Source organism: Streptomyces sp. NPDC088810 (assembly GCF_044750305.1).
GTDB lineage: Bacteria > Actinomycetota > Actinomycetes > Streptomycetales > Streptomycetaceae > Streptomyces.
Window position 1 is genome coordinate 65,356 of the sequence record NZ_JBIVJQ010000008.1, and the last position, 21,244, is coordinate 86,599.

At 70.4% G+C, this 21,244-nt stretch carries 16 protein-coding genes and 1 pseudogene; 8 read left to right on the top strand and 9 right to left on the bottom strand.

Translation table 11 applies throughout. The features are described 5' to 3' along the window. Nucleotides 1–3 precede the first annotated feature (3 nt). Nucleotides 4–999, bottom strand: a complete 996-nt coding sequence (gene corA / locus ACIP4Y_RS24600; RefSeq protein ID WP_401397872.1) for a magnesium/cobalt transporter CorA — start codon at nucleotides 997–999, stop codon at nucleotides 4–6. A gap of 62 nt (nucleotides 1,000–1,061) precedes the next feature. On the opposite strand from corA, the gene ACIP4Y_RS24605 reads away from it, so the two are divergent. The 4 genes from ACIP4Y_RS24605 (at nucleotide 1,062) to mshC (ending at nucleotide 4,552) form a co-directional block, all read left to right on the top strand. Then, nucleotides 1,062–1,751: a histidine phosphatase family protein gene (locus tag ACIP4Y_RS24605; RefSeq protein WP_401397216.1), complete on the top strand. Its 690-nt coding sequence runs from the start codon at nucleotides 1,062–1,064 to the stop codon at nucleotides 1,749–1,751. A gap of 99 nt (nucleotides 1,752–1,850) precedes the next feature. Next, nucleotides 1,851–2,441, top strand: a complete 591-nt coding sequence (locus ACIP4Y_RS24610; protein WP_358644115.1) for a DUF3090 domain-containing protein — start codon at nucleotides 1,851–1,853, stop codon at nucleotides 2,439–2,441. Continuing rightward, nucleotides 2,405–3,229, top strand: a complete 825-nt coding sequence (locus ACIP4Y_RS24615; RefSeq protein WP_401397220.1) for an SCO1664 family protein — start codon at nucleotides 2,405–2,407, stop codon at nucleotides 3,227–3,229. Before ACIP4Y_RS24610 ends, ACIP4Y_RS24615 begins: the two co-directional genes overlap by 37 nt. Before the next feature lie 93 nt (nucleotides 3,230–3,322). Further along, on the top strand, nucleotides 3,323–4,552 hold the full coding sequence (mshC, locus tag ACIP4Y_RS24620) for a cysteine--1-D-myo-inosityl 2-amino-2-deoxy-alpha-D-glucopyranoside ligase (RefSeq protein ID WP_401397223.1): 1,230 nt from the start codon (nucleotides 3,323–3,325) through the stop codon (nucleotides 4,550–4,552). Between the two features lie 210 nt (nucleotides 4,553–4,762). On the opposite strand, the gene ACIP4Y_RS24625 is transcribed toward mshC, so the two are convergent. The 7 genes and pseudogenes from ACIP4Y_RS24625 to ACIP4Y_RS24655 form a co-directional block, all read right to left on the bottom strand. Further along, a complete protein-coding gene (locus tag ACIP4Y_RS24625) occupies nucleotides 4,763–5,686 on the bottom strand; it encodes a PAC2 family protein (protein ID WP_401397226.1) in 924 nt (307 codons plus the stop codon). 164 nt (nucleotides 5,687–5,850) lie between these two features. Beyond that, nucleotides 5,851–6,522, bottom strand: a complete 672-nt coding sequence (locus ACIP4Y_RS24630; protein ID WP_401397229.1) for a FadR/GntR family transcriptional regulator — start codon at nucleotides 6,520–6,522, stop codon at nucleotides 5,851–5,853. A 138-nt stretch (nucleotides 6,523–6,660) separates the two neighbouring features. After that, nucleotides 6,661–6,783: pseudogene (locus ACIP4Y_RS24635) on the bottom strand (class II aldolase/adducin family protein); the annotation flags it as partial. A 167-nt stretch (nucleotides 6,784–6,950) separates the two neighbouring features. Further along, nucleotides 6,951–8,567 (bottom strand): FAD-dependent oxidoreductase, encoded by a 1,617-nt coding sequence (locus ACIP4Y_RS24640; RefSeq protein ID WP_401397232.1) that lies wholly within the window; start codon nucleotides 8,565–8,567, stop codon nucleotides 6,951–6,953. Between the two features lie 48 nt (nucleotides 8,568–8,615). Beyond that, nucleotides 8,616–10,154 carry a glycerol kinase GlpK gene (gene glpK / locus ACIP4Y_RS24645; protein ID WP_358644103.1) on the bottom strand — a complete coding sequence of 513 codons (1,539 nt, stop codon included), beginning with the start codon at nucleotides 10,152–10,154 and terminating at the stop codon, nucleotides 8,616–8,618. A gap of 91 nt (nucleotides 10,155–10,245) precedes the next feature. Then, nucleotides 10,246–11,040 (bottom strand): MIP/aquaporin family protein, encoded by a 795-nt coding sequence (locus tag ACIP4Y_RS24650; RefSeq protein ID WP_401397236.1) that lies wholly within the window; start codon nucleotides 11,038–11,040, stop codon nucleotides 10,246–10,248. Between the two features lie 342 nt (nucleotides 11,041–11,382). Beyond that, nucleotides 11,383–12,147 carry an IclR family transcriptional regulator gene (locus tag ACIP4Y_RS24655; RefSeq protein WP_401397239.1) on the bottom strand — a complete coding sequence of 255 codons (765 nt, stop codon included), beginning with the start codon at nucleotides 12,145–12,147 and terminating at the stop codon, nucleotides 11,383–11,385. A 279-nt stretch (nucleotides 12,148–12,426) separates the two neighbouring features. Here ACIP4Y_RS24655 and metH point away from each other — a divergent pair, with 279 nt between their 5' ends. From metH to ACIP4Y_RS24675, 4 genes are all read left to right on the top strand, one after another. Then, on the top strand, nucleotides 12,427–15,942 hold the full coding sequence (metH, locus tag ACIP4Y_RS24660; RefSeq protein WP_401397242.1) for a methionine synthase: 3,516 nt from the start codon (nucleotides 12,427–12,429) through the stop codon (nucleotides 15,940–15,942). A gap of 113 nt (nucleotides 15,943–16,055) precedes the next feature. Then, nucleotides 16,056–16,757, top strand: coding sequence for an HAD family phosphatase (locus tag ACIP4Y_RS24665; RefSeq protein ID WP_358644095.1), 702 nt, complete (start codon nucleotides 16,056–16,058; stop codon nucleotides 16,755–16,757). A 463-nt stretch (nucleotides 16,758–17,220) separates the two neighbouring features. Then, entirely contained in the window at nucleotides 17,221–18,825 is a 1,605-nt protein-coding gene (locus ACIP4Y_RS24670) for an ABC transporter substrate-binding protein (RefSeq protein WP_401397247.1), read from the top strand. Nucleotides 18,826–18,924: 99 nt separating this feature from the next. Then, entirely contained in the window at nucleotides 18,925–20,505 is a 1,581-nt protein-coding gene (locus ACIP4Y_RS24675) for an ABC transporter substrate-binding protein (protein ID WP_401397250.1), read from the top strand. A gap of 65 nt (nucleotides 20,506–20,570) precedes the next feature. Here the strand turns inward: ACIP4Y_RS24675 and ACIP4Y_RS24680 are convergent, their stop codons facing one another. Then, nucleotides 20,571–21,242, bottom strand: a complete 672-nt coding sequence (locus ACIP4Y_RS24680; RefSeq protein WP_030608351.1) for a response regulator transcription factor — start codon at nucleotides 21,240–21,242, stop codon at nucleotides 20,571–20,573. Nucleotides 21,243–21,244 lie beyond the last annotated feature (2 nt).

Consider the following 21,244-nt stretch of genomic DNA (forward strand, 5'->3'; position numbering starts at 1 on the left):
CTCTCACAGCCAGCCACGCCGCTTGAACAGCCGGTACAGCAGCACCTCCAGCACGGCCATCAGCGCGATCACCGCCGGGTACGACCACAGCCAGTGCAGCTCGGGCATGTGCTCGAAGTTCATGCCGTAGATCCCCGCGATCATCGTGGGGACCGCGGCCATCGCCGCCCACGCGGAGATCTTCCGCATGTCGTCGTTCTGCCGCACGCTCATCTGCGCCAGGTGGGCCGACAGGATGTCCGACACCAGCCGGTCCAGGGCCTCCACGGACTCGTTCACGCGCGTGAGGTGGTCGCCCACGTCCCGGAAGAAGGGCCGCGCCTTGTCGTGCACGAACGGCTCCGCCGCGCCGAGCGGGCCGTTGCCGGCGAGCCGGGCCAGCGGCAGCGCCAGCGGCCCGGTGGCCCGGCGGAACTCCAGGACCTGCCGCTTGAAGGTGTAGATCCGGGACGCGGTGTTGCGGGAACTGCCGGTCTCCGGCTGGAACACCTGCGCCTCCAGCTCGTCCAGGTCGGTCTGCAGCTCCGTCGCCACCTCCAGGTAGTGGTCGACGGTCGCGTCGGCGATCGCGTACAGCACCGCGGTGGGCCCCTTGTCGAGCATCTCCGGCTCCTCCTCCAGCCGGTGCCGCACCGCCGCCAGCGGCGCGCCCTCGCCGTGCCGGACGGTCACCACGAAACAGTCGCCCACGAAGACCATCACCTCTCCGGCCGACACGGCGTCGCTGTCGGGCTCGTACACGACCGGCTTGATCACCATGAACAGCGAGTCGTCGTACACCTCCAGCTTGGGCCGTTGATGGGCCTTGAGGGCGTCCTCGACCGCGAGCGGATGCAGCCCGAACTCGTCGGTGACGAGGTCGAACTCCCGCTCCGACGGCTCGTACAGCCCGATCCACACGAATCCGCCCGCGGCCCGCGCCTCGGCGAGCGCGTCGGAGAGGTCCTCCGGGCCCTCGGTGCGGTGTCCGTGCCGGTAGATGGCGCAGTCCACGATCACGGTGCGCATTCTCCCTTCGCCCGCTCGCCGGCGCACCAGGTGATGCGCCTACCCTGGTCCGCATGCCCACGCTGATCCTCGTAAGGCACGGACGCTCCACCGCCAACACCTCGGGCGTGCTCGCCGGCCGGACCCCCGGTGTCGCCCTGGACGAGCGCGGTGCCGCGCAGGCCGCCGCGCTGCCCGCACGGCTCGCCGGCCTGCCGATCGCCGAGGTCGTCACCAGCCCGCTGCAGCGCTGCCAGGAGACCGTACGGCCGCTGCTGGAGGCCCGACCCGGCCTGCGCTGCCACACCGAGGAGCGGATCGGGGAGTGCGACTACGGCGACTGGTCCGGCCGCAAGCTCGCCGAGCTGAAGGACGAGCCGCTGATGGAGGTCGTCCAGGCCCACCCGTCCGCCGCCGCCTTCCCCGGCGGGGAGTCCATGCGGGCCATGCAGACCCGTGCCGCCGAGGCCGTACGCGAGTGGAACGCGCGCGTGGAGCGTGAGCACGGCGCCGACGCCGTCTACCTCATGTGCTCCCACGGTGACATCATCAAGTCGCTGGTCGCCGACGCCCTCGGCCTCCACCTCGACCTCTTCCAGCGGATCTCCGTGGAGCCCTGCTCGGTCACCGCCATCCGCTACACACGCCTGCGGCCGTTCCTCGTCCGGCTCGGCGACACCGGCGACTTCGCTTCGCTCGCCCCGCGCGAGGAACCCGGTGACGGCGGCGACGCACCCGTCGGGGGTGGTGCGGGCGCACCGTGATCGTCTGCCGCAGTAGGGTGAAGCGACCCACCGCGTCGCGTATCCGCACGGCACGCACCGCTGAACCGCTCGAAACCACGAATTCAATGGAGACAGGACGTGTCCCGTCAGGTGTTCCTCTACGACCAGCCGGACCGCTTCGTGGCCGGCACGGTCGGACTGCCCGGGCGCCGTACCTTCTTCCTCCAGGCCATCGCAGGCTCCCGGGTGACCAGTGTGGTCCTGGAGAAGACCCAGGTCGCCGCGCTCGCCGAGCGCATGGAAGAACTGCTGGACGAGGTCGTCCGGCGTAGTGGCGGCAGCGCCCCCGTCCCCGCCGTGGCGCCCGCCGAGATCACCGACACCGCCCCGCTCGACACCCCCATCGAGGAGGAGTTCCGCGTCGGCACCATGGCCCTGGCCTGGGACGGCGAGGAACAGCGCATGATCGTGGAGGCCCAGGCTCTGGTCGAGCTGGACGCCGACACCGAGGAGGACCTCGCGGAGGCCGAGGAGCGGCTGCTCCAGGACGAGGAGAACGGACCCCCGATGCTGCGGGTCCGGCTGACCGGCGCGCAGGCCCGGGCCTTCGCCAAGCGCGCCCTCGACATCGTCAACGCCGGGCGGCCACCGTGCCCGCTGTGCAGCCTCCCGCTCGATCCGGAAGGACATGTATGTCCGCGCCAGAACGGATACCGCCGGGGAGCGTGACGGCCGGTCCCGACCCCGCCGAGCTGCTCGCGCGGGGTGAGCTGACCGTGCGCGGCCGGATCCGCGAGGCGTCCAACGCGGCGCTGTTCTGCACGGTCGCCCTGGACGGCCGGGAAGCCTCCTGCGTGTACAAGCCGGTGGCCGGGGAGCGCCCCCTGTGGGACTTCCCCGACGGCACCCTCGCCGGCCGCGAGGTGGCCGCCTACGAGGTCTCCGAGGCCACCGGCTGGGGGCTCGTGCCCCCCACGGTGCTGCGCGACGGGCCGTACGGCGAGGGCATGTGCCAGCTGTGGGTCGACGTGCACGCCGAGGCGGAGCTGCTCGCCCTGGTCGACGCCGAGGAGCCGGAGCCGGGCTGGAAGGCGATCGGCTTCGCCGAGGTCGGCGAGGGCCGCACCGCGCTGCTGGTGCACGCCGACGACGAGCGGCTGCGCCGGCTCGCCGTGCTCGACGCGGTGATCAACAACGCCGACCGCAAGGGCGGTCACCTGCTGCCCACCGCCGACGGCCGGCTCTACGGCATCGATCACGGCGTCACCTTCAACGTCGAGAACAAGCTGCGCACGCTCCTGTGGGGCTGGGCCGGGGAGTCCCTCACCCCGGAGGCCGTCGACGTCCTCAAGGGGCTCCGGGACGGCCTGGAGGGGGAGCTGGGCCGGCGGCTGGCCGCGCTGATCACGGCGGCCGAGATCGAGGCCACGCGCGCGCGGGTCGAGACGCTGCTCACCTCGGGCCTGCATCCGGAGCCGAGCGGGGAGTGGCCCGCCATCCCCTGGCCGCCGGTTTAGGCACATCCGGCGCCGAGGTGCAAGACCGCGAAACCGGCCATCCGGGGCCATGCCGTTCGTACCCGCAGCTCGGCGCCGGTTAGGCTCATGTACATGCATGCCTGGCCCGCTTCCGAGGTCCCCGCCCTGCCTGGTCAGGGCCGCGACCTGAGGATCCACGACACCGCGACCGGCGGCCTGGTCACCCTCGACCCCGGTCCCGTCGCCCGTATCTACGTCTGCGGCATCACGCCGTACGACGCGACCCACATGGGTCACGCGGCGACCTACAACGCGTTCGACCTCGTTCAGCGCGTGTGGCTCGACACCAAGCGGCAGGTCCACTACGTCCAGAACGTCACCGACGTCGACGATCCGCTGCTGGAGCGGGCCGATCGGGACGGCGTCGACTGGGTCGCCCTCGCCGAGAGGGAGACGGCCCTCTTCCGCGAGGACATGACCGCCCTGCGGATGCTCCCGCCGCAGCACTACATAGGCGCCGTCGAGGCCATACCCGGCATCGTCCCGCTCGTGGAGCGGCTGCGTGAACTCGGCGCGGCCTACGACCTGGAAGGCGACATCTACTTCTCCGTCGAGTCCGACCCGCACTTCGGCAAGGTCTCGAACCTGGACGCCGCCGCCATGCGGCTGCTGTCCGCCGAGCGCGGCGGCGACCCGGACCGCCCGGGCAAGAAGAACCCGCTCGACCCGATGCTGTGGATGGCGGCCCGCGAGGGCGAGCCCAGCTGGGACGGCGGCACCCTCGGCCGGGGCCGGCCCGGCTGGCACATCGAGTGCGTGGCCATCGCCCTCGACCACTTCGGCATGGGCTTCGACGTCCAGGGCGGCGGCTCCGACCTCGCCTTCCCGCACCACGAGATGGGCGCCTCGCACGCCCAGGTGCTCACCGGCGAGTTCCCCATGGCCAAGGCCTACGTCCACGCCGGCATGGTCGCCCTGCACGGCCAGAAGATGTCCAAGTCCAAGGGCAACCTCGTCTTCGTCTCCCGGCTCCGCCGGGACGGCGTCGACCCGGCCGCCATCCGCCTGGCCCTCCTCTCCCACCACTACCGCGCCGACTGGGAGTGGACCGACCAGGTCCTCCAGGACGCCGTCACCCGCCTCGCCCGCTGGCGCGCGGCGGTCTCCCGCCCCGACGGGCCCTCCGCCGACGCCCTCGTCGAGGAGATCCGCGAGGCCCTGGCGAACGACCTGGACGCCCCCACCGCGCTGGCCGCCGTCGACCGCTGGGCGGCCCGCCAGGAAGCGGAAGGCGGCACCGACACCGGCGCGCCGGGCCTGGTGACCCGTGCGGTGGACGCACTGCTGGGAGTGGCGCTGTAACCATCCCGGCGTGAGGCGCTCCGAAGGGGCGCGGGGAACTGCGCGGCCGGCCACCACGGGCCCGCAGACGCTCGACGGCCCGTCCACGGCACCCACGGCGCGTCGGCACACCAAGCGTGGGCGCTTCCTCCGGGAAGCGTCCACGCCGGCCACACGGAGAAGGGGCGCTTCCCTCACGGGAACCGCCCCTTCGTCGTACCTTCAGCCGCCTCAGTCCTCCGAGGAGCCGTCCTCCTCGTCCTCCCTGGCCCCGCCGCCGGAGGCGGGCGGCCTCTGCTTGCCGCCCGGAGGGCCCACGTCCCGCCGCCGCAGATACCGCTCGAACTCCCGCGCGATCGCCTCACCGGAGGCTTCCGGCAGCTCCGCGGTGTCCCGGGCCTCCTCCAGCGTCTGCACGTACTCGGCGACCTCGCTGTCCTCGGCGGCCAGCTGGTCCACGCCCACCTGCCAGGCCCGCGCGTCCTCGGGCAGCTCGCCCTGCGGGATGCGGATGTCGAGCAGGTCCTCCAGCCGGTTCAGCAGCGCCAGCGTGGCCTTGGGGTTGGGCGGCTGGGAGACGTAGTGCGGTACGGCCGCCCACAGCGAGACCGCCGGGACGCCCGCGTGCGTGCACGCCTCCTGCAGGACGCCGACGATGCCCGTCGGACCCTCGTACTTGGTCTCCTCCAGGTCCATCCGGCGGGCCAGGTCCGGGTCGGACGTGACCCCGCTGACCGGGACCGGCCGCGTGTGCGGGGTGTCACCGAGCAGTGCGCCCAGGACGACCACCAGCTCCACACCCAGCTCGTGCGCGAAGCCGAGCAGCTCGTTGCAGAACGAACGCCAGCGCATGGACGGTTCGATGCCCCGGACCAGCACCAGGTCGCGCGGCTTCGCGCCGCCGACGCGGACCACCGACAACCTTGTCGTCGGCCAGGTGATCTTGCGCACACCGCCGTCCATGAACACCGTGGGACGGTTCACCTGGAAGTCGTAGTAGTCCTCGGCGTCCAGCGCCGCGAACACCTCGCCCTTCCACTCGCGTTCCAGGTGCGCGACCGCCGTGGAGGCGGCGTCGCCGGCATCGTTCCAGCCCTCGAACGCGGCCACCATGACTGGGTCGATCAGCTCGGGAACCCCCTCCAGCTCGATCACCCAGTGCCTCCTTCCGACGTGCCCTCGCTTGACTCACCAACCTTACGGCGTCCGGCGGGGGCGCCCGCAGCCCCCTTGCACGGGGGAGTGAACGGATCACTGCCCCGTTCCCGGGCCCGGAACACCCCCGGTCAGCGGGGAGGCCGGCGGCGGCACGGCGCCCCTCACAGGGAGCGGCGAAGCCACTGCTCCACGCTCGCGATGTGCACGGTCGCCCAGGAGCGGGCCGCCTCCGCGTCCCGGTCCCGCAGCGCGCCCAGGATCGCCCGGTGCTCGCGCAGGGTGCGGCCGACCGCGTCCTCCTGGGCGAGCCCCCGCCAGATCCAGGCCCGGGTGGTCGGACCGGACAGCCCGTCCAGCAGCGAGCACAGCACCGAGTTCCCGGCGCTGCGCACGATGCTCCGGTGGAACTCCAGGTCGGCCGCGACCAGCTGCTCCACCGACGGCTCCGCGCCCAGCTCGTCCAACTGGGCCGACAGGGCGTCCAGTTCGTCCTCGCCGATCCGCGAGGCGGCCAGCGCGGTCGCGGCCGGCTCCAGGATCCGGCGCACCGCGAGGAACTCCAGCACCGTGTCGTCGCGGTGGAAGTCCACGACGAAACTCATCGCCTCCAGCAGCAACTGCGGGTCCAGACTGGTGACATAGGTGCCGTCGCCCTGCCGTACGTCGAGGATCCGGATCAGCGACAGCGCACGTACGGCCTCCCGCAGGGAGTTGCGGGACAGGCCCAGCTCGGCGGCCAGTTCGCTCTCCTTGGGCAGCCGGTCGCCGGGGCGCAGCGCACCGGAGACGATCATGTCCTTGATCTTCTCGATCGCCTCGTCGGTGACTGCCACGGCCGGCCTCCTGTCGCCCAGACATCGGATGTCTCCGGACATTATGCGGGGCCTCTCATGGCCGGATCGCCTCGAACGGAAGTCCCCCTGGGGCCGGGTGCGGGCTCGGTTCCCCGCCGGCGCCGACTCCAGCAGCCACTCGACCACTTCCGCGTGCTGCCGGGCCTGCCGCGGGTCCGCGCCCCACGCGTACAGCCCGTGCCCGGCGACGACCACCGCCGGCATCCGGGGATCGCGCGCGGCCTCCAGCCGGTCGCCCAGCCCCGTCGTGTCCTGGCCGTTGGCACCGCGGACTCCTCCCGGGCAGGCGAGAGGGGCGGCTCCATCGGCGTGGAGCCGCCCCTCTCAGTGGTCCGGACCCGGTGCGGCGGGGTCCGGAGTGCCGGCGGCGGACGGTCCGGGTCGGGGATACCGGCCGCCGCTCGGGTCTACTTCTTGTCCAGCAGGTCCTGGACCTTCGCGCGGACCTCGTCCGTGGCCAGGCCCCGGATGGTCAGCGTGGTACGGCGGCGCAGCACGTCGTCCGGCGTCTCGGCCCACTCGTGGTCACGGGCCCAGACCACCTGCGCCCAGATCTCCGGGGCGTCGGGGTGGACGCGCTCGGCCAGCTCCGGATCGTCGTTCGCCAGGCGGGCGATGTCGAAGGCCAGGGAGCCGTAGTGGGTGGCCAGGTGCTTCGCCGTGTCCGCCGCCATGCGCGGGCCCGGCGCCGGGCCGTCCACCAGCAGACGGTGGGCGACCGCGCGCGGGTTGGCGACACCGGGCAGCGGCAGCTTCTTCGGCAGCGAGGAGATCGGCTCGAAGTCGTCGCCGAGCGGGTGACCCGGCAGCGCCTCCAGCTTCTGCATGACCGTACGGCCGATGTGCCGGAAGGTGGTCCACTTGCCGCCCGCGACGGACAGCATGCCGCCCTTGCCCTCGGTCACGACCGTCTCGCGCTTGGCCTTGGCGGTGTCGCCGGGCCCGCCCGGCAGCACCCGCAGACCGGCGAACGCGTAGGTGATCAGGTCGCGCTGGAGCTGCTGGTCCCGGACGGAGAACGCGGCCTCGTCCAGGATCTGGGCTATGTCCTTCTCGTTGACCGAGACGTCCGCCGGGTCGCCCTCGTACTCCTCGTCGGTGGTACCGAGCAGCAGCATGTCCTCCCAGGGGAGGGCGAAGGTGATGCGGTACTTGTCGATGGGGGTCGCGAGCGCGGCCTTCCAGGGGGAGGTGCGCTTCAGGACCAGGTGCGCGCCCTTCGACAGGCGGATGGACGGCGCCGCGTTGGGGTCCTCCATCCTGCGCAGGTGGTCGACCCAGGGGCCGGTCGCGTTCAGCACGAGCCGGGCGTTGACGCCGAACTCGTCGCCGGACGTCCGGTCCTTGAGGTCGGCGCCGGTGACCCGGCCCTTGGTGAAGCGCAGGCCGGTGACCTCGGCGTGGTTCAGGACGACCGCGCCCGCCTCGACGGCCGCGCGGACCGTCATCAGCGCCATGCGCGCGTCGTTCATCTGGTCGTCGCCGTAGACGGCCACGGCCTTGAGGTTCTCGGTGCGCAGCTCGGGCACGTCCTGCGCCGCCTTGGCCGGCGAGAGCAGGTGGCCCACGCCGTCGCCGAACGCGGAGAGCGCGGAGTAGGCGAAGACGCCCGCGCCGAGCTTCGCCGCGCCGTGCGGCCCGCCCTTGTACACGGGGAGGTAGAAGGTGAGCGGGTTCGCCAGGTGGGGGGCCACCTGGCGGGAGACCGCACGGCGCTCGAAGTGGTTCTCCGCCACCAGCTTCACCGCGCCGGTCTGCAGGTAGCGCAGACCGCCGTGAAGGAGCTTGGAGGAGGCGGAGGAGGTGGCGCCGGCGAAGTCGCCGGCGTCGACCAGCGCCACCCTGAGCCCGGACTGCGCGGCGTGCCAGGCGGTGGAGATGCCCAGGATGCCGCCGCCGATCACAAGAAGGTCGTACGACGCCTTGGCGAGCTGCTCCCTGGTCTCGGCCCGGCTCGGGTTGGAGCCGGAGGCCGGGTGCGTCCCCAGGGCAGGCACGGACTGCAGGGTGGACTGACTGGTCATGTCGGGTACTTACTCCTCGTCAGAGATGTCTGAGCTGTCTTGAGCCGCTCAGCTCTCGTCCTCGATCCAGCCCATGGTCCGCTCGACGGCCTTGAGCCAGTTCTTGTACTCACGGTCGCGGATCTCCGCGTCCATCTGGGGGGTCCATTCGGCGGCGCGGCGCCAGTTGGCGCGCAGTTCGTCGGTGCTGGACCAGAAGCCGACGGCGAGGCCGGCGGCGTAGGCGGCGCCGAGGCAGGTGGTCTCGGCGACCATCGGGCGCACCACGGGTGCGTCCAGGACGTCGGCCAGGGTCTGCATCAGCAGGTTGTTGGAGGTCATGCCGCCGTCGACCTTCAGGGCCACCAGCTCGTCGCCGGAGTCCTTGACCATGGCGTCGGCGATCTCCCGGGTCTGCCAGGCGGTCGCCTCCAGGACCGCGCGGGCGAGGTGCGCCTTGGTGACGTACCGGGTCAGACCGGCGATCACACCGCGGGCGTCGGAGCGCCAGTGCGGGGCGAACAGGCCGGAGAAGGCCGGTACGAAGTAGGCGCCGCCGTTGTCCTCCACCGAGAGCGCGAGCGTCTCGATCTCGGCGGCGGTGGAGATCAGGCCCATCTGGTCGCGCATCCACTGCACCAGCGAGCCGGTGACGGCGATCGAGCCCTCCAGGGCGTAGACCGTCGGCTGGTCGCCGATCTTGTAACCGACCGTGGTCAGCAGACCGGCGTAGGAGTTGATGATCTTGTCACCGGTGTTCATCACCATGAAGGTGCCGGTGCCGTAGGTGGACTTGGTCTCGCCCTCGGAGAAACAGGTCTGGCCGAACAGGGCCGCCTGCTGGTCGCCGAGCGCGGAGGCGACCGGGATGCCGCCGAGCAGCTCGCCGAGCTTGCCGCCGGTGACCTCGCCGTAGACCTCGGCGGAGGAGCGGATCTCGGGCAGGATCTGCATCGGCACGCCGATGGACTCGCAGATCTTCTCGTCCCACTGCGTGGTGTGCAGGTTCATGAGAAGGGTGCGGGAGGCGTTGGTGACGTCGGTGACGTGGCGGCCGCCGTTGACACCGCCGGTCAGGTTCCAGATGACCCAGGTGTCCATGGTGCCGAAGAGGATGTCCCCGGCCTCGGCGCGCTCCTTCAGGCCCTCGACGTTGTCGAGCAGCCAGCGGGCCTTGGGGCCGGCGAAGTAGGACGCGAGCGGCAGACCGGTCTCCCGGCGGAAGCGGTCCTGGCCGACGTTGCGGCCCAGCTCCCTGCAGAGCGCGTCGGTGCGGGTGTCCTGCCACACGATGGCGTGGTGGACGGGCTCACCGGTGTTCTTGTCCCACAGCACGGTGGTCTCGCGCTGGTTGGTGATGCCGATGGCCTTGATGTCGTCGCGGGTGATGCCGGCCTTGGCGACGGCGCCGGCGACGACCTCCTGGACGTTGGTCCAGATCTCGTTGGCGTTGTGCTCGACCCAGCCCGGCTTCGGGAAGATCTGCTCGTGCTCCTTCTGGTCGACGGAGACGATACGGCCGTCCCGGTCGAAGATGATGCAGCGCGAGGAGGTCGTGCCCTGGTCGATCGCCGCGATGAAGGGGCCTGCGGTGTGGGCGTCGGTCACTGTGTGCTCCTGAAAGATCCGTGGTGATGGGGCTGCACGTACGGCGCGTGCTCGAAGACTCGGTGCTTCGTCAGGCTTCTCAAGAGGCTTCTCAGGCAAAGGCGACGTTGTAGATGCCTGCAGCGATGGCGCCGCCGATCAGCGGACCGACCACCGGGATCCAGGCGTAGCTCCAGTCGGAACCGCCCTTGTTGGGCAGCGGCAGCAGGGCGTGCACGATGCGGGGGCCCAGGTCGCGGGCCGGGTTGATCGCGTAGCCCGTGGGGCCGCCGAGCGACAGGCCGATGGACACCACCACGAGCGCGGTGATCAGACCGCCGAGGATGCCGAGGCCGTTGCCCTTGTCGTTCAGGCCCTGGGTGAGGACCGCGAGGATCAGCACCACGGTGCCGATGATCTCCGTGGCGAGGTTCTGCGCCACGTTCCGGATCTCCGGACCGGTGGAGAAGACGCCGAGGACCGGGCCGGCGCCCTTCTCCTGGGCCTCGACGGCCTTGGCCGTGGTGGCCTGCGCGCCCGGACCGCCGACGATCTCCTTGTCGGTCAGGTGCGCGTGGAACTGGCCGTAGTAGGCGACCCACACCAGAGCCGCGCCGATCATCGCGCCGAGCAGCTGGCCGGCGAAGTAGGTCGGAACGTTGCTCCAGTCGCTGTCCTTGATGGCCAGGGCGACGGTGACGGCCGGGTTGAGGTGGGCACCGGACAGCGGTCCGGAGATGTACACGGCCGTCAGAACGGCGAAGCCCCACCCGAAGGTGATGGCGAGCCAACCGGCGTTACGTGCCTTGGAGGCCTTCAGCGTGACGGCGGCGCAGACGCCACCGCCGAGCAGGATGAGTATGGCGGTACCGATGGTCTCGCCGATGAAGATGTCGGAGCTGGACACCCGCGACTCCTTTGTCCTTCGTCCAGGGAAGCCGAACCCCGGGTCCCACCGGGGGTTCTGGCGCCCTCGGGGGTGAGAGCGATGCCGGCCCTTGGCGTTGTCACACTCTAGCGCGTATTGCCGGTAGGTGTTCGACAATGCCGACCGATGGACGGGAGTCTTGCTTCGGCGTTACGCGTGCGTCAAGAGTTCTGTTATCGAAAACAGGATCGTTATTGATCGCTGCGGGTTATCGACCTTCGTGTGCGGACGTACGATCTAGCCCCTTTTGTCCATTTTCAGGGTAGATCGATGACCGGAACGCCGCCTGGCGTCCCGGTCGTTTCGCTTCGTCGTCGCCGGTCAGAACCGCCCGGCGCCCAGGTCCCGCGAGACCGCGCGGGCGCAGTCGCGCACCGCCGCGATCAGTTCGGGGCGCAGCTCGCCGTCCCGGCGCAGTCGTTCCACGGCCCCGGTGATGCCGACCGCGCCCACGGGCATCCGGCGCCGGTCGTGGATGGGCGCGGCGATCGACGCCACGCCCTCCCAGGTCTCCTCCACATCGGCCGCGTAGCCACGCGCGCGCGTGAGGTCGAGGATGTGCTCGAAGTCGCCGGGATCGCACACCGTGCGGTCGGTGAAGGGTTTGCGGTCGGCCTCCAGCGCCTCGCTGTGCGCCACCGGGTCGTACGCGGAGAGCACCTTGCCCAGGGCCGTCGAGTGCAGGGGCTGCATGGCGCCGATCTCCAGCACCTGCCGGCTGTCGTCGGGCCGGAAGACGTGGTGCACGATGAGCACGCCCTGCTGGTGCAGCACGCCCAGGTACACGCTCTCCCCGCTGGAGCGGGCCAGGTCGTCGGCCCACACCAGGGCCCGCGCGCGCAGTTCGTGCACGTCGAGATAGGTGGTGCCGAGGCGCAGCAGCTCCGCGCCCAGCTGGTAGCGGCCGGAGGCGTCGTCCTGCTCCACGAAGCCCTCCTGCTGGAGGGTCCGCAGGATGCCGTGGGCGGTTCCCTTGGCGAGGCCCAGCGACGAGGCGATGTCCGAGAGGCCGAGCCGTCGCTCGCCACCCGCGAGCAGCCGCAGCATCGCCGCCGCCCGTTCGAGCGACTGGATGTTCCGTGCCATCGCCGTTCTGCCTCCGTCCCCTTCGACTGCCCACGGTGCGGGAAGCCACCGTTCGGCAATGCCGAACACTACCGGTCGTTGCCGACCTCCCGCTAATGGTCGGACGGCACCTGTTACATCCAAGGTGACCTTGGCGTGGCATCGGGGTCACCCGCGTCCGCCTCGTGGACGCCTGTGCCCATCCAAGCCGACGGCCGGTTACTCTGGCGCCGTGCGGCACGCCCCGCCCCCCGGGGAAGCCGCATAGCCGACAGCCGTCGCATCCCAGGGAGCCCCTCTATGGCCTCGTCGCCGACGTCCCCTTCCGCCGACAGCCGGACCCGTGCGTCCGCGCTCCGCAAGGCGCTCGCCACCCGTGTGGTGGTCGCCGACGGAGCGATGGGCACGATGCTCCAGGCACAGGAGCCCACCCTCGAGGACTTCCAGCAGCTCGAGGGCTGCAACGAGATCCTCAACGTCACCCGGCCCGACATCGTCCGCTCCGTCCACGAGGCCTACTTCGCCGTGGGCGTCGACTGCGTCGAGACCAACACCTTCGGGGCCAACCTCACCGCCCTGGGCGAGTACGACATCGCCGAACGCGTCACCGAACTGTCCGAGGCCGGCGCCCGTATCGCCCGCGAGAGCGCGGACGGGTTCACCGCCCGCGACGGCCGGCAGCGCTGGGTGCTGGGCTCGATGGGACCCGGCACGAAGCTGCCCACCCTCGGCCACACCACCTTCACCGCCATCCGCGACGCCTACCAGCAGAACGCCGAGGGCCTGCTCGCCGGCGGCGCCGACGCCCTGCTGGTGGAGACGACCCAGGACCTCCTCCAGACCAAGGCCTCCGTGATCGCCGCCCGCCGGGCGATGGAGACCGCCGGGTACGAGGTCCCGCTGATCGTGTCGGTGACGGTGGAGACCACCGGCACCATGCTGCTCGGCTCGGAGATCGGCGCCGCGCTGACCGCGCTGGAGCCGCTCGGCATCGACATGATCGGCCTGAACTGCGCCACCGGCCCCGCCGAGATGAGCGAGCACCTGCGCTACCTGGCCCGCCAGTCGCGCGTCCGCCTGTCCTGCATGCCCAACGCGGGCCTGCCCGTCCTCGGCAAGGACGGCGCCCACTACCCGCTGACCGCGCCCGAGCTCGCCGACGCGCAGGAGACCTTCGTCCGCGAGTACGGCCTCTCCCTGGTCGGCGGCTGCTGCGGCACCACCCCCGAGCACCTGCGCCAGGTCGTCGAGCGGGTCCGGGACCTCGCCCCCACCGAGCGCGACCCGCGCCCCGAGCCGGGCGCCGCCTCCCTCTACCAGTCGGTGCCGTTCCGGCAGGACACCTCCTACCTGGCCATCGGCGAGCGCACCAACGCCAACGGCTCCAAGAAGTTCCGCGAGGCCATGCTGGCGGGCCGCTGGGACGACTGCGTGGAGCTGGCCCGCGAGCAGATCCGCGAGGGCGCGCACATGCTCGACCTGTGCGTGGACTACGTCGGCCGCGACGGCGTCGCCGACATGGAGGAGCTGGCCGGCCGCTTCGCCACCGCCTCCACCCTGCCGATCGTCCTGGACTCCACCGAGGTCGACGTCATCCGCGCCGGCCTGGAGAAGCTCGGCGGCCGCGCGGTGATCAACTCGGTGAACTACGAGGACGGCGACGGCCCCGACTCCCGGTTCGCCAGGGTCACGCAGCTGGCGCGGGAGCACGGCGCCGCGCTGATCGCGCTCACCATCGACGAGGAGGGCCAGGCCCGCACCCCGGAGAAGAAGGTCGAGATCGCCGAACGGCTGATCGACGACCTGACCGGGAACTGGGGCATCCGCGAGGAGGACATCCTCATCGACACCCTGACCTTCACCATCTGCACCGGTCAGGAGGAGTCCCGCAAGGACGGCCTCGCCACCATCGAGGCGATCCGCGAGCTGAAGCGGCGGCACCCGGCGGTGCAGACCACGCTGGGCCTGTCGAACATCTCCTTCGGTCTCAACCCGGCCGCCCGCATCCTGCTGAACTCCGTGTTCCTGGACGAGTGCGTCAAGGCGGGCCTGGATTCGGCGATCGTGCACGCCTCCAAGATCCTGCCGATCGCCCGGTTCAGTGAGGAGGAGGTGCAGACCGCCCTCGACCTGATCCACGACCGCCGCAGCGAGGGCTACGACCCCCTCCAGAAGCTCATGCAGCTCTTCGAGGGCGCCACGGCGAAGTCCCTGAAGGCCGGCAAGGCCGAGGAGCTGGCCGCGCTGCCCCTGGACGAGCGGCTCAAGCGCCGGATCATCGACGGCGAGCGCAACGGCCTGGAGGCCGACCTCGACCAGGCCCTCCAGGACCGCCCGGCGCTCGACATCGTCAACGAGACCCTGCTGGACGGCATGAAGGTCGTCGGCGAGCTGTTCGGCTCGGGCCAGATGCAGCTGCCGTTCGTCCTGCAGTCCGCCGAGGTCATGAAGGCCGCCGTCGCCTACCTCGAACCGCACATGGAGAAGTCGGACGCCGAGGGCAAGGGCACGATCGTGCTGGCCACCGTGCGCGGCGACGTGCACGACATCGGCAAGAACCTGGTCGACATCATCCTGTCCAACAACGGCTACAACGTCGTCAACCTGGGCATCAAGCAGCCCGTCTCCGCGATCCTGGAGGCGGCCGAGGAGCACCGGGCCGACGTGATCGGCATGTCCGGGCTGCTGGTGAAGTCCACGGTGATCATGAAGGAGAACCTGGAGGAGCTGAACCAGCGCGGGCTCGCCGCCCGCTTCCCGGTCATCCTCGGCGGCGCCGCCCTCACCCGGGCCTACGTCGAACAGGACCTGCACGAGATCTACGAGGGCGAGGTCCGCTACGCCCGCGACGCCTTCGAGGGCCTGCGGCTGATGGACGCCCTGATCGGCGTCAAGCGGGGCGTCCCCGGCGCGAAGCTGCCCGAGCTGCGCCAGCGCCGGGTCCGGGCCACCGCCGCCGTCCAGGCCGAGGAGCGGCCCGAGGAGGGCCATGTCCGCTCCGACGTCGCCGCCGACAACCCCGTGCCCACCCCGCCGTTCTGGGACACCCGCATCGTCAAGGGCATCCAGCTCAAGGAGTATGCGAGCTGGCTGGACGAGGGCGCGCTGTTCAAGGGCCAGTGGGGGCTGAAGCAGGCCCGCACCGGCGAGGGACCGAGCTACGAGGAACTGGTCGAGACCGAGGGCCGGCCCCGGCTGCGCGGCCTGCTCGACCGGCTGCAGACCGACAACCTCCTCGAAGCGGCCGTCGTCTACGGCTACTTCCCCTGTGTCTCCAAGGACGACGACCTGATCATCCTGGACGAGCAGGGCAACGAGCGGACCCGCTTCACCTTCCCGCGCCAGCGCCGCGGCCGGCGCCTGTGCCTGGCCGACTTCTTCCGCCCGGAGGAGTCCGGTGAGACCGATGTGGTCGGCCTCCAGGTCGTCACCGTCGGCTCCCGCATCGGCGAGGAGACGGCCAAGCTCTTCGAGGCCAACGCCTACCGCGACTACCTCGAACTGCACGGCCTGTCCGTCCAGCTGGCCGAGGCCCTGGCCGAGTACTGGCACGCCCGCGTCCGCGCCGAACTCGGCTTCGCCGGCGAAGACCCCGCCGACATCCAGGACATGTTCGACCTGAAGTACCGGGGCGCCCGCTTCTCCCTCGGCTACGGCGCCTGCCCCGACCTGGAGGACCGTGCCAAGATCGCGGAGCTGCTCCGGCCGGAGCGGATCGGCGTCCACCTGTCCGAGGAGTTCCAGCTGCACCCCGAGCAGTCCACGGACGCCATCGTGATCCACCACCCGGAGGCCAAGTACTTCAACGCACGGTGACGCGTGTCGCAGTCGGCACACTGATCGGATAAGTCGTACACTGGTCGGTCCACTGCAGGCCGGTTCCCCAGCCCGGGAACCGGCCTGGTCGTCCCTCGAGGAGGTGCGCCAGGATGACCAGCACGGTCCCCGCGCTAGGAACCCGTACGGCCGAAGGCTCCGCCCTGCAGGCGGTGCTGCTCGACATGGACGGCACTCTGGTGGACACCGAGGGTTTCTGGTGGGACGTCGAGGAGGAGGTCTTCGCCTCCCTCGGACACACCCTGGACGAGACCTGGCGGCACGTCGTGGTCGGCGGCCCCATGACCCGCAGCGCCGGCTTCCTCATCGAGGCGACCGGCGCCGACATCACCCTCGCCGAGCTCATGGTGCTGCTCAACGAGGGCTTCGAGGACCGCATCGGCCGCACCCTGCCGCTGATGCCCGGCGCCGCCCGGCTCCTCGCCGAGCTGTACGAGTCCGAGATCCCGACCGCCCTGGTCTCCGCCTCCCACCGGCGCATCATCGACCGTGTGCTGTCGGTGCTGGGCCCGCACCACTTCACCCTGTCCATCGCCGGCGACGAGGTCTCCCGCACCAAGCCGTTCCCGGACCCGTATCTGCTCGCCGCCGCGGGGCTCGGTGCGGATCCGGCCAGATGTGCCGTCGTCGAGGACACCGCGACCGGGGTCGCCGCCGCCGAGGCCGCGGGCTGCCGGGTGGTCGCCGTACCCTCCGTCGCGCCCATCGGCCCGGCCGCGGGGCGTACCGTCGTCTCCTCCCTGGAAGAGGTCGACCTGGCATTTCTCCGGGGTCTGATGACGGAAATGCGCTAACCGTTCACCGCGGGTGCCCCCCGGGCTCGAAGAGTCCGGGGGAGCGCGATCTCCATTGGCCGTGCCGGACACATTTCCGGGGAAGTACACCCGGGGGGAATTCACGGGCTGTCGACCGGCCGAATTCTGCTGACCGGCGGCACAGTTGCGGGTGTGACGTTCCCCACGCCGGAGCGGCTCGACAACGTTGGCCAAGTGTGCTGGCCCACCCCGAAGGGGGAGAAACGGCGGCACCTTGTGTCCCGATTGGGGGGACGCTGCACTAATCCTGCCGCTGTCGGGTTTTCGGTGTGTCCGCGACCGGTTCCACTGCGTGATGGGGGGTCAACTCACGGCGCTGTGAACCGGGCTGCAGGCGCGGACTAATCTCGTCGCGAGAACATCGCCGCGAACCCCTGTGATCCGCCGCACCACCCATGCATGCCGGATACACGGACCCGAACAGCTCTGGAGAAACTCCCGCATGAACCGCAAGACTTTGGTGCTGCCGGCGGTGGCCGGCCTGCTCACCCCGGTTCTCGCCGCGTGCGGCGGATCCGACAGCGGGAGCAAGAGCGGTGACGCCATCGTCGTCGGTACCACGGACCAGTTCACGGCCACCAAGGACGCCCCGGCGCCCCTCGACCCGGCCTACGCCTACGACGTCGGCACCTGGAACATCCTGCGCCAGTCCGTGCAGACCCTGATGGCCCAGCCCAAGGGCGAGGGCGACCCCGTCCCGGATGCCGCCGAGAGCTGCTCCTTCACCGACAGCGGCAGCGAGCGCTACGCCTGCAAGCTGCGCGAGGGCCTGGAGTTCGCCAGCGGCGACCCGGTGACCGCCCAGGACGTCAAGTACTCCATCGAGCGTGCGCTGCGCATCAACGCCGACAGCGGTGTCTCGGCCCTGCTGAACACCATCGACACCATCGAGACGCAGGGTGACCGCGAGGTCGTCTTCCACCTGAAGACGGCCGACGCCACCTTCCCGTACAAGCTGTCCACCCCGGTCGCGGGCATCGTCAACCCGAAGGACTACGAGAAGGACAAGCTCCGGGAAGGCTTCGAGGTCGACGGCTCCGGCCCGTACACCTTCCAGGCCGACGCCAAGAACGGCGCGATCGTCACGGCCACCTTCACCAAGAACCCCTCCTACAAGGGCAGCGTGAAGGTGAACAACGACAAGGTGGAGCTGCGCTCCTTCAACGACGCCGACGCCATGAGCGCCGCGATCGACAAGGGCGACATCGACGTCATGACCCGCACCATGTCGCCCGCGCAGATCCAGAAGCTGGACAGCGGCGGCGACGACAAGGCCGACCTGGTCGACATGCCGGGCCTGGAGATCCGCTACCTCGCCTTCAACACCGACGCCTCCAGCGTCAAGTCGAAGGCCGTGCGCCAGGCCATGGCCCAGCTCATCAACCGGGGCGAGCTGGTCTCCAAGGTCTACGGCACCCAGGCCGAGCCGCTGTACTCGCTGGTCCCGGCCACCGTCACCGGCCACTCCAACTCGTTCTTCAACAAGTACGGCAACCCCAGCCTCGCCAAGGCGAAGGACCTGCTGACCAAGGCCGGCATCACCACCCCGGTGAAGCTGACCCTGCACTACACCACCGACCACTACGGTTCGGCAACCAAGCAGGAGTTCGAGGTCCTGCAGAAGCAGCTCAACGACAGCGGTCTGTTCGACGCCTCCATCCAGGGCCACCCCTGGGCGACCTTCCGGCCCGCCGAGCGCAAGGGCCAGTACGACGTCTACGGCATGGGCTGGTTCCCCGACTTCCCGGACGCCGACAACTTCATCGCGCCCTTCCTCGACAAGAACAACTTCCTCGGCTCGCCGTACAACAACAGCAGCATCCAGCGCACGCTGATCCCGCAGTCCCGCCGCGAGGCGGACCGGCTCAGCGCGTCCAAGAGCCTGACGGAGATCCAGGACATCGTCGCCGAGGACGTCCCGGTGCTGCCGCTGTGGCAGGGCAAGCAGTACGTCGCCGCACGGGACGACATCACGGGCGTGGCCTACGCCCTCAACTCCTCCTCGACGCTCCAGCTGTGGGAGCTCGGCCGCGGTGTGAGCGGCTGACGGCTCTCCGCACCCGGGGCCGAGCACGGCGCGGCCCCGATGCCCGGGACCAGGGACGGGGGCCCCGGGCTGACCAACCGACGACAAGGCACATTTCAAGTGAACATGCGCACCCAGTGGCCAGTCCTGCCCCTCGTGGCGGGGCTGGCCTCCGGCCTGTTGACCGGCTGCGGCTCCGAGACCGGTGACTCCGGGGGCACCGGCTCCTCCGTGGTGATGGGGATGTCCGACGACGTCCTCGCCACGGACCCGGCATCCGGCTACGACCCCGGCTCCTGGCTGTTGTTCAACAACGTCTTCCAGTCGCTGCTCAGTTTCCCCAAGGGCGCGACCGAACCGCAGCCCGAACTGGCGAAGCAGTGCGGCTTCACCGACACCCGGGCCATGGTCTACAGGTGCGAGCTGAAGGACGGCCTGAAGTTCAGCAACGGTGACGCCCTCACCTCCGAGGACGTGAAGTTCTCCTTCGACCGCATGCTGAAGATCAACGACCCCGCCGGTCCCGCGATCATGTTCCCGATGCTCGAGAAGGTCGAGACACCGGACGCGAAGACGGCCGTCTTCCATCTGAAGGTGCCCGACGCCACCTTCCCCAGCAAGATCGCTTCCGGCGCCGGCTCGATCGTGGACCACCGCCAGTACGACGCGAACGGCCTGCGCACCGACCACCAGGCCGTCGGCTCCGGCCCGTACAAGCTGGACTCCTTCGACAAGGACCAGGCGGTCTTCTCCGTCAACGGCAACTACCAGGGCACCGCCAAGGTCAAGAACGCCGGCGTCACCCTGAAGTTCTTCCACGGCGACCGCACGGCCCTGAAGCAGGCCCTCCTCGACGGCGGCATCGACATCGCCTACCGAGGTCTGACCGCCGCCGACATCGCCCAGCTCGACCAGCAGGACGACGACAAGGGCGTCGACGTCATCGAGGGCACCAGCGCCGAGGTCCAGCACCTGGTCTTCAACATGAAGGACCCGGTGGCCGGCAAGCTCGGCGTCCGCAAGGCCATGGCCTACCTCATCGACCGCGACGCCCTCATCAAGGACGTCTACCAGGGCACCGCCAGCGCGCTGTACTCGATCATCCCGGCGGGCGTCGCGGGCCACAACACCGCGTTCTTCGACACCTACGGCGCCCGCCCCTCCCGGGAGAAGGCCGCCGCCGCACTGCGCGCGGACGGCATCACCGGCAAGGTGAAGCTCACCCTGTGGTCCACGCCGTCCCGCTACGGCCCCGCCACCGACGAGGAGCTGAAGGCCATCGCCGGCCAGCTCAACGCCAGCGGGCTGTTCGACGCCGACGTCCAGTCGGTCGCGTACGGCCAGTACGAGAAGGACATCGCCGCCGGCAAGTACGGCGTGTACGTGAAGGGCTGGGTGCCGGACTATCCGGACGCCGACAACTTCACCGCGCCCTTCTTCGGCAAGGGCAACGTGCTGGACAACAACTACAGCAACCGCACCATCGTCAAGTCCCTGATCCCCGGCACCGCCGCGCAGAGCGACCGTGCCGCGACCGACAAGGACTTCGGGAAGCTGCAGGACATCGTCGCCGCCGAACTGCCCGTCCTGCCGGTGTGGCAGGCCAAGCAGTACGCGGTCGTCCGTGACGGCGTGTACGGCCTGGAGTACTGCCTGGACGCCTCCACGGTGTTCCGGTTCTGGGAACTCAGCAAGAGCTGAAGCCGGATACGCCAAGGGCGCCCCGCTCCGCAGGAGAGGGGCGCCCTTCGCCGTCGTACGACTCCCTACTGGGCGCCGGGGCGCACCAGGCCGCTCTCGTACGCGTACACCGCGGCCTGCACGCGGTCCCTGAGGCCCAGCTTGGTGAGCACATGCCCCACGTGCGTCTTCACCGTCGTCTCGCTGACGAACAGATCCGCGGCGATCTCGGCGTTGGACAGCCCGCGCGCCACCAGCTTCAGCACCTCGACCTCACGGTCGGTCAGGGTGTGCAGGGTGTCCGGCACCGGCTCCTCGCCGGACGGCAGGTGCGTGGCGTACTTGTCCAGCAGCCGCCGGGTGATGCTCGGCGCGAGCATGGCCTCGCCGTTCGCCACCACCCGGATCGCCTGCACCAGTTCGTTCGCGGGCGCGTCCTTGAGCAGGAAGCCGCTGGCGCCGGCGCGCAGCGCCTCCACCACGTACTCGTCCAGGTCGAACGTGGTCAGCACCAGCACCTTGGCCGGGCCGTCCCGGCCGGGCCCGGTGATCTGCCGGGTGGCCTCCACGCCGTCCATCCGAGGCATCCGGATGTCCATGAGCACGACGTCCGGCTGGAGCGCGCGCACCTGGTCGAGGGCCTGCAGGCCGTCACCGGCCTCGCCGACGACCGCGATGTCCTGCTCGGCCTCCAGGATCATCCGGAAACCGGTACGCAGCAGGGGCTGGTCGTCGACCAGTAGGACGCGGATGGCCACGT

Bases quoted from the DNA above. Each gene is read 5' to 3' on its own strand.
- ACIP4Y_RS24605 (WP_401397216.1), top strand. From the start codon at position 1,062: ATGCCCACGCTGATCCTCGTAAGGCACGGACGCTCCACCGCCAACACC.
- ACIP4Y_RS24615 (WP_401397220.1), top strand. From the start codon at position 2,405: ATGTCCGCGCCAGAACGGATACCGCCGGGGAGCGTGACGGCCGGTCCC.
- mshC (WP_401397223.1), top strand. From the start codon at position 3,323: ATGCATGCCTGGCCCGCTTCCGAGGTCCCCGCCCTGCCTGGTCAGGGC.
- ACIP4Y_RS24640 (WP_401397232.1), bottom strand. From the start codon at position 8,567: ATGACCAGTCAGTCCACCCTGCAGTCCGTGCCTGCCCTGGGGACGCAC.
- ACIP4Y_RS24655 (WP_401397239.1), bottom strand. From the start codon at position 12,147: ATGGCACGGAACATCCAGTCGCTCGAACGGGCGGCGGCGATGCTGCGG.
- metH (WP_401397242.1), top strand. From the start codon at position 12,427: ATGGCCTCGTCGCCGACGTCCCCTTCCGCCGACAGCCGGACCCGTGCG.
- ACIP4Y_RS24665 (WP_358644095.1), top strand. From the start codon at position 16,056: ATGACCAGCACGGTCCCCGCGCTAGGAACCCGTACGGCCGAAGGCTCC.
- ACIP4Y_RS24670 (WP_401397247.1), top strand. From the start codon at position 17,221: ATGAACCGCAAGACTTTGGTGCTGCCGGCGGTGGCCGGCCTGCTCACC.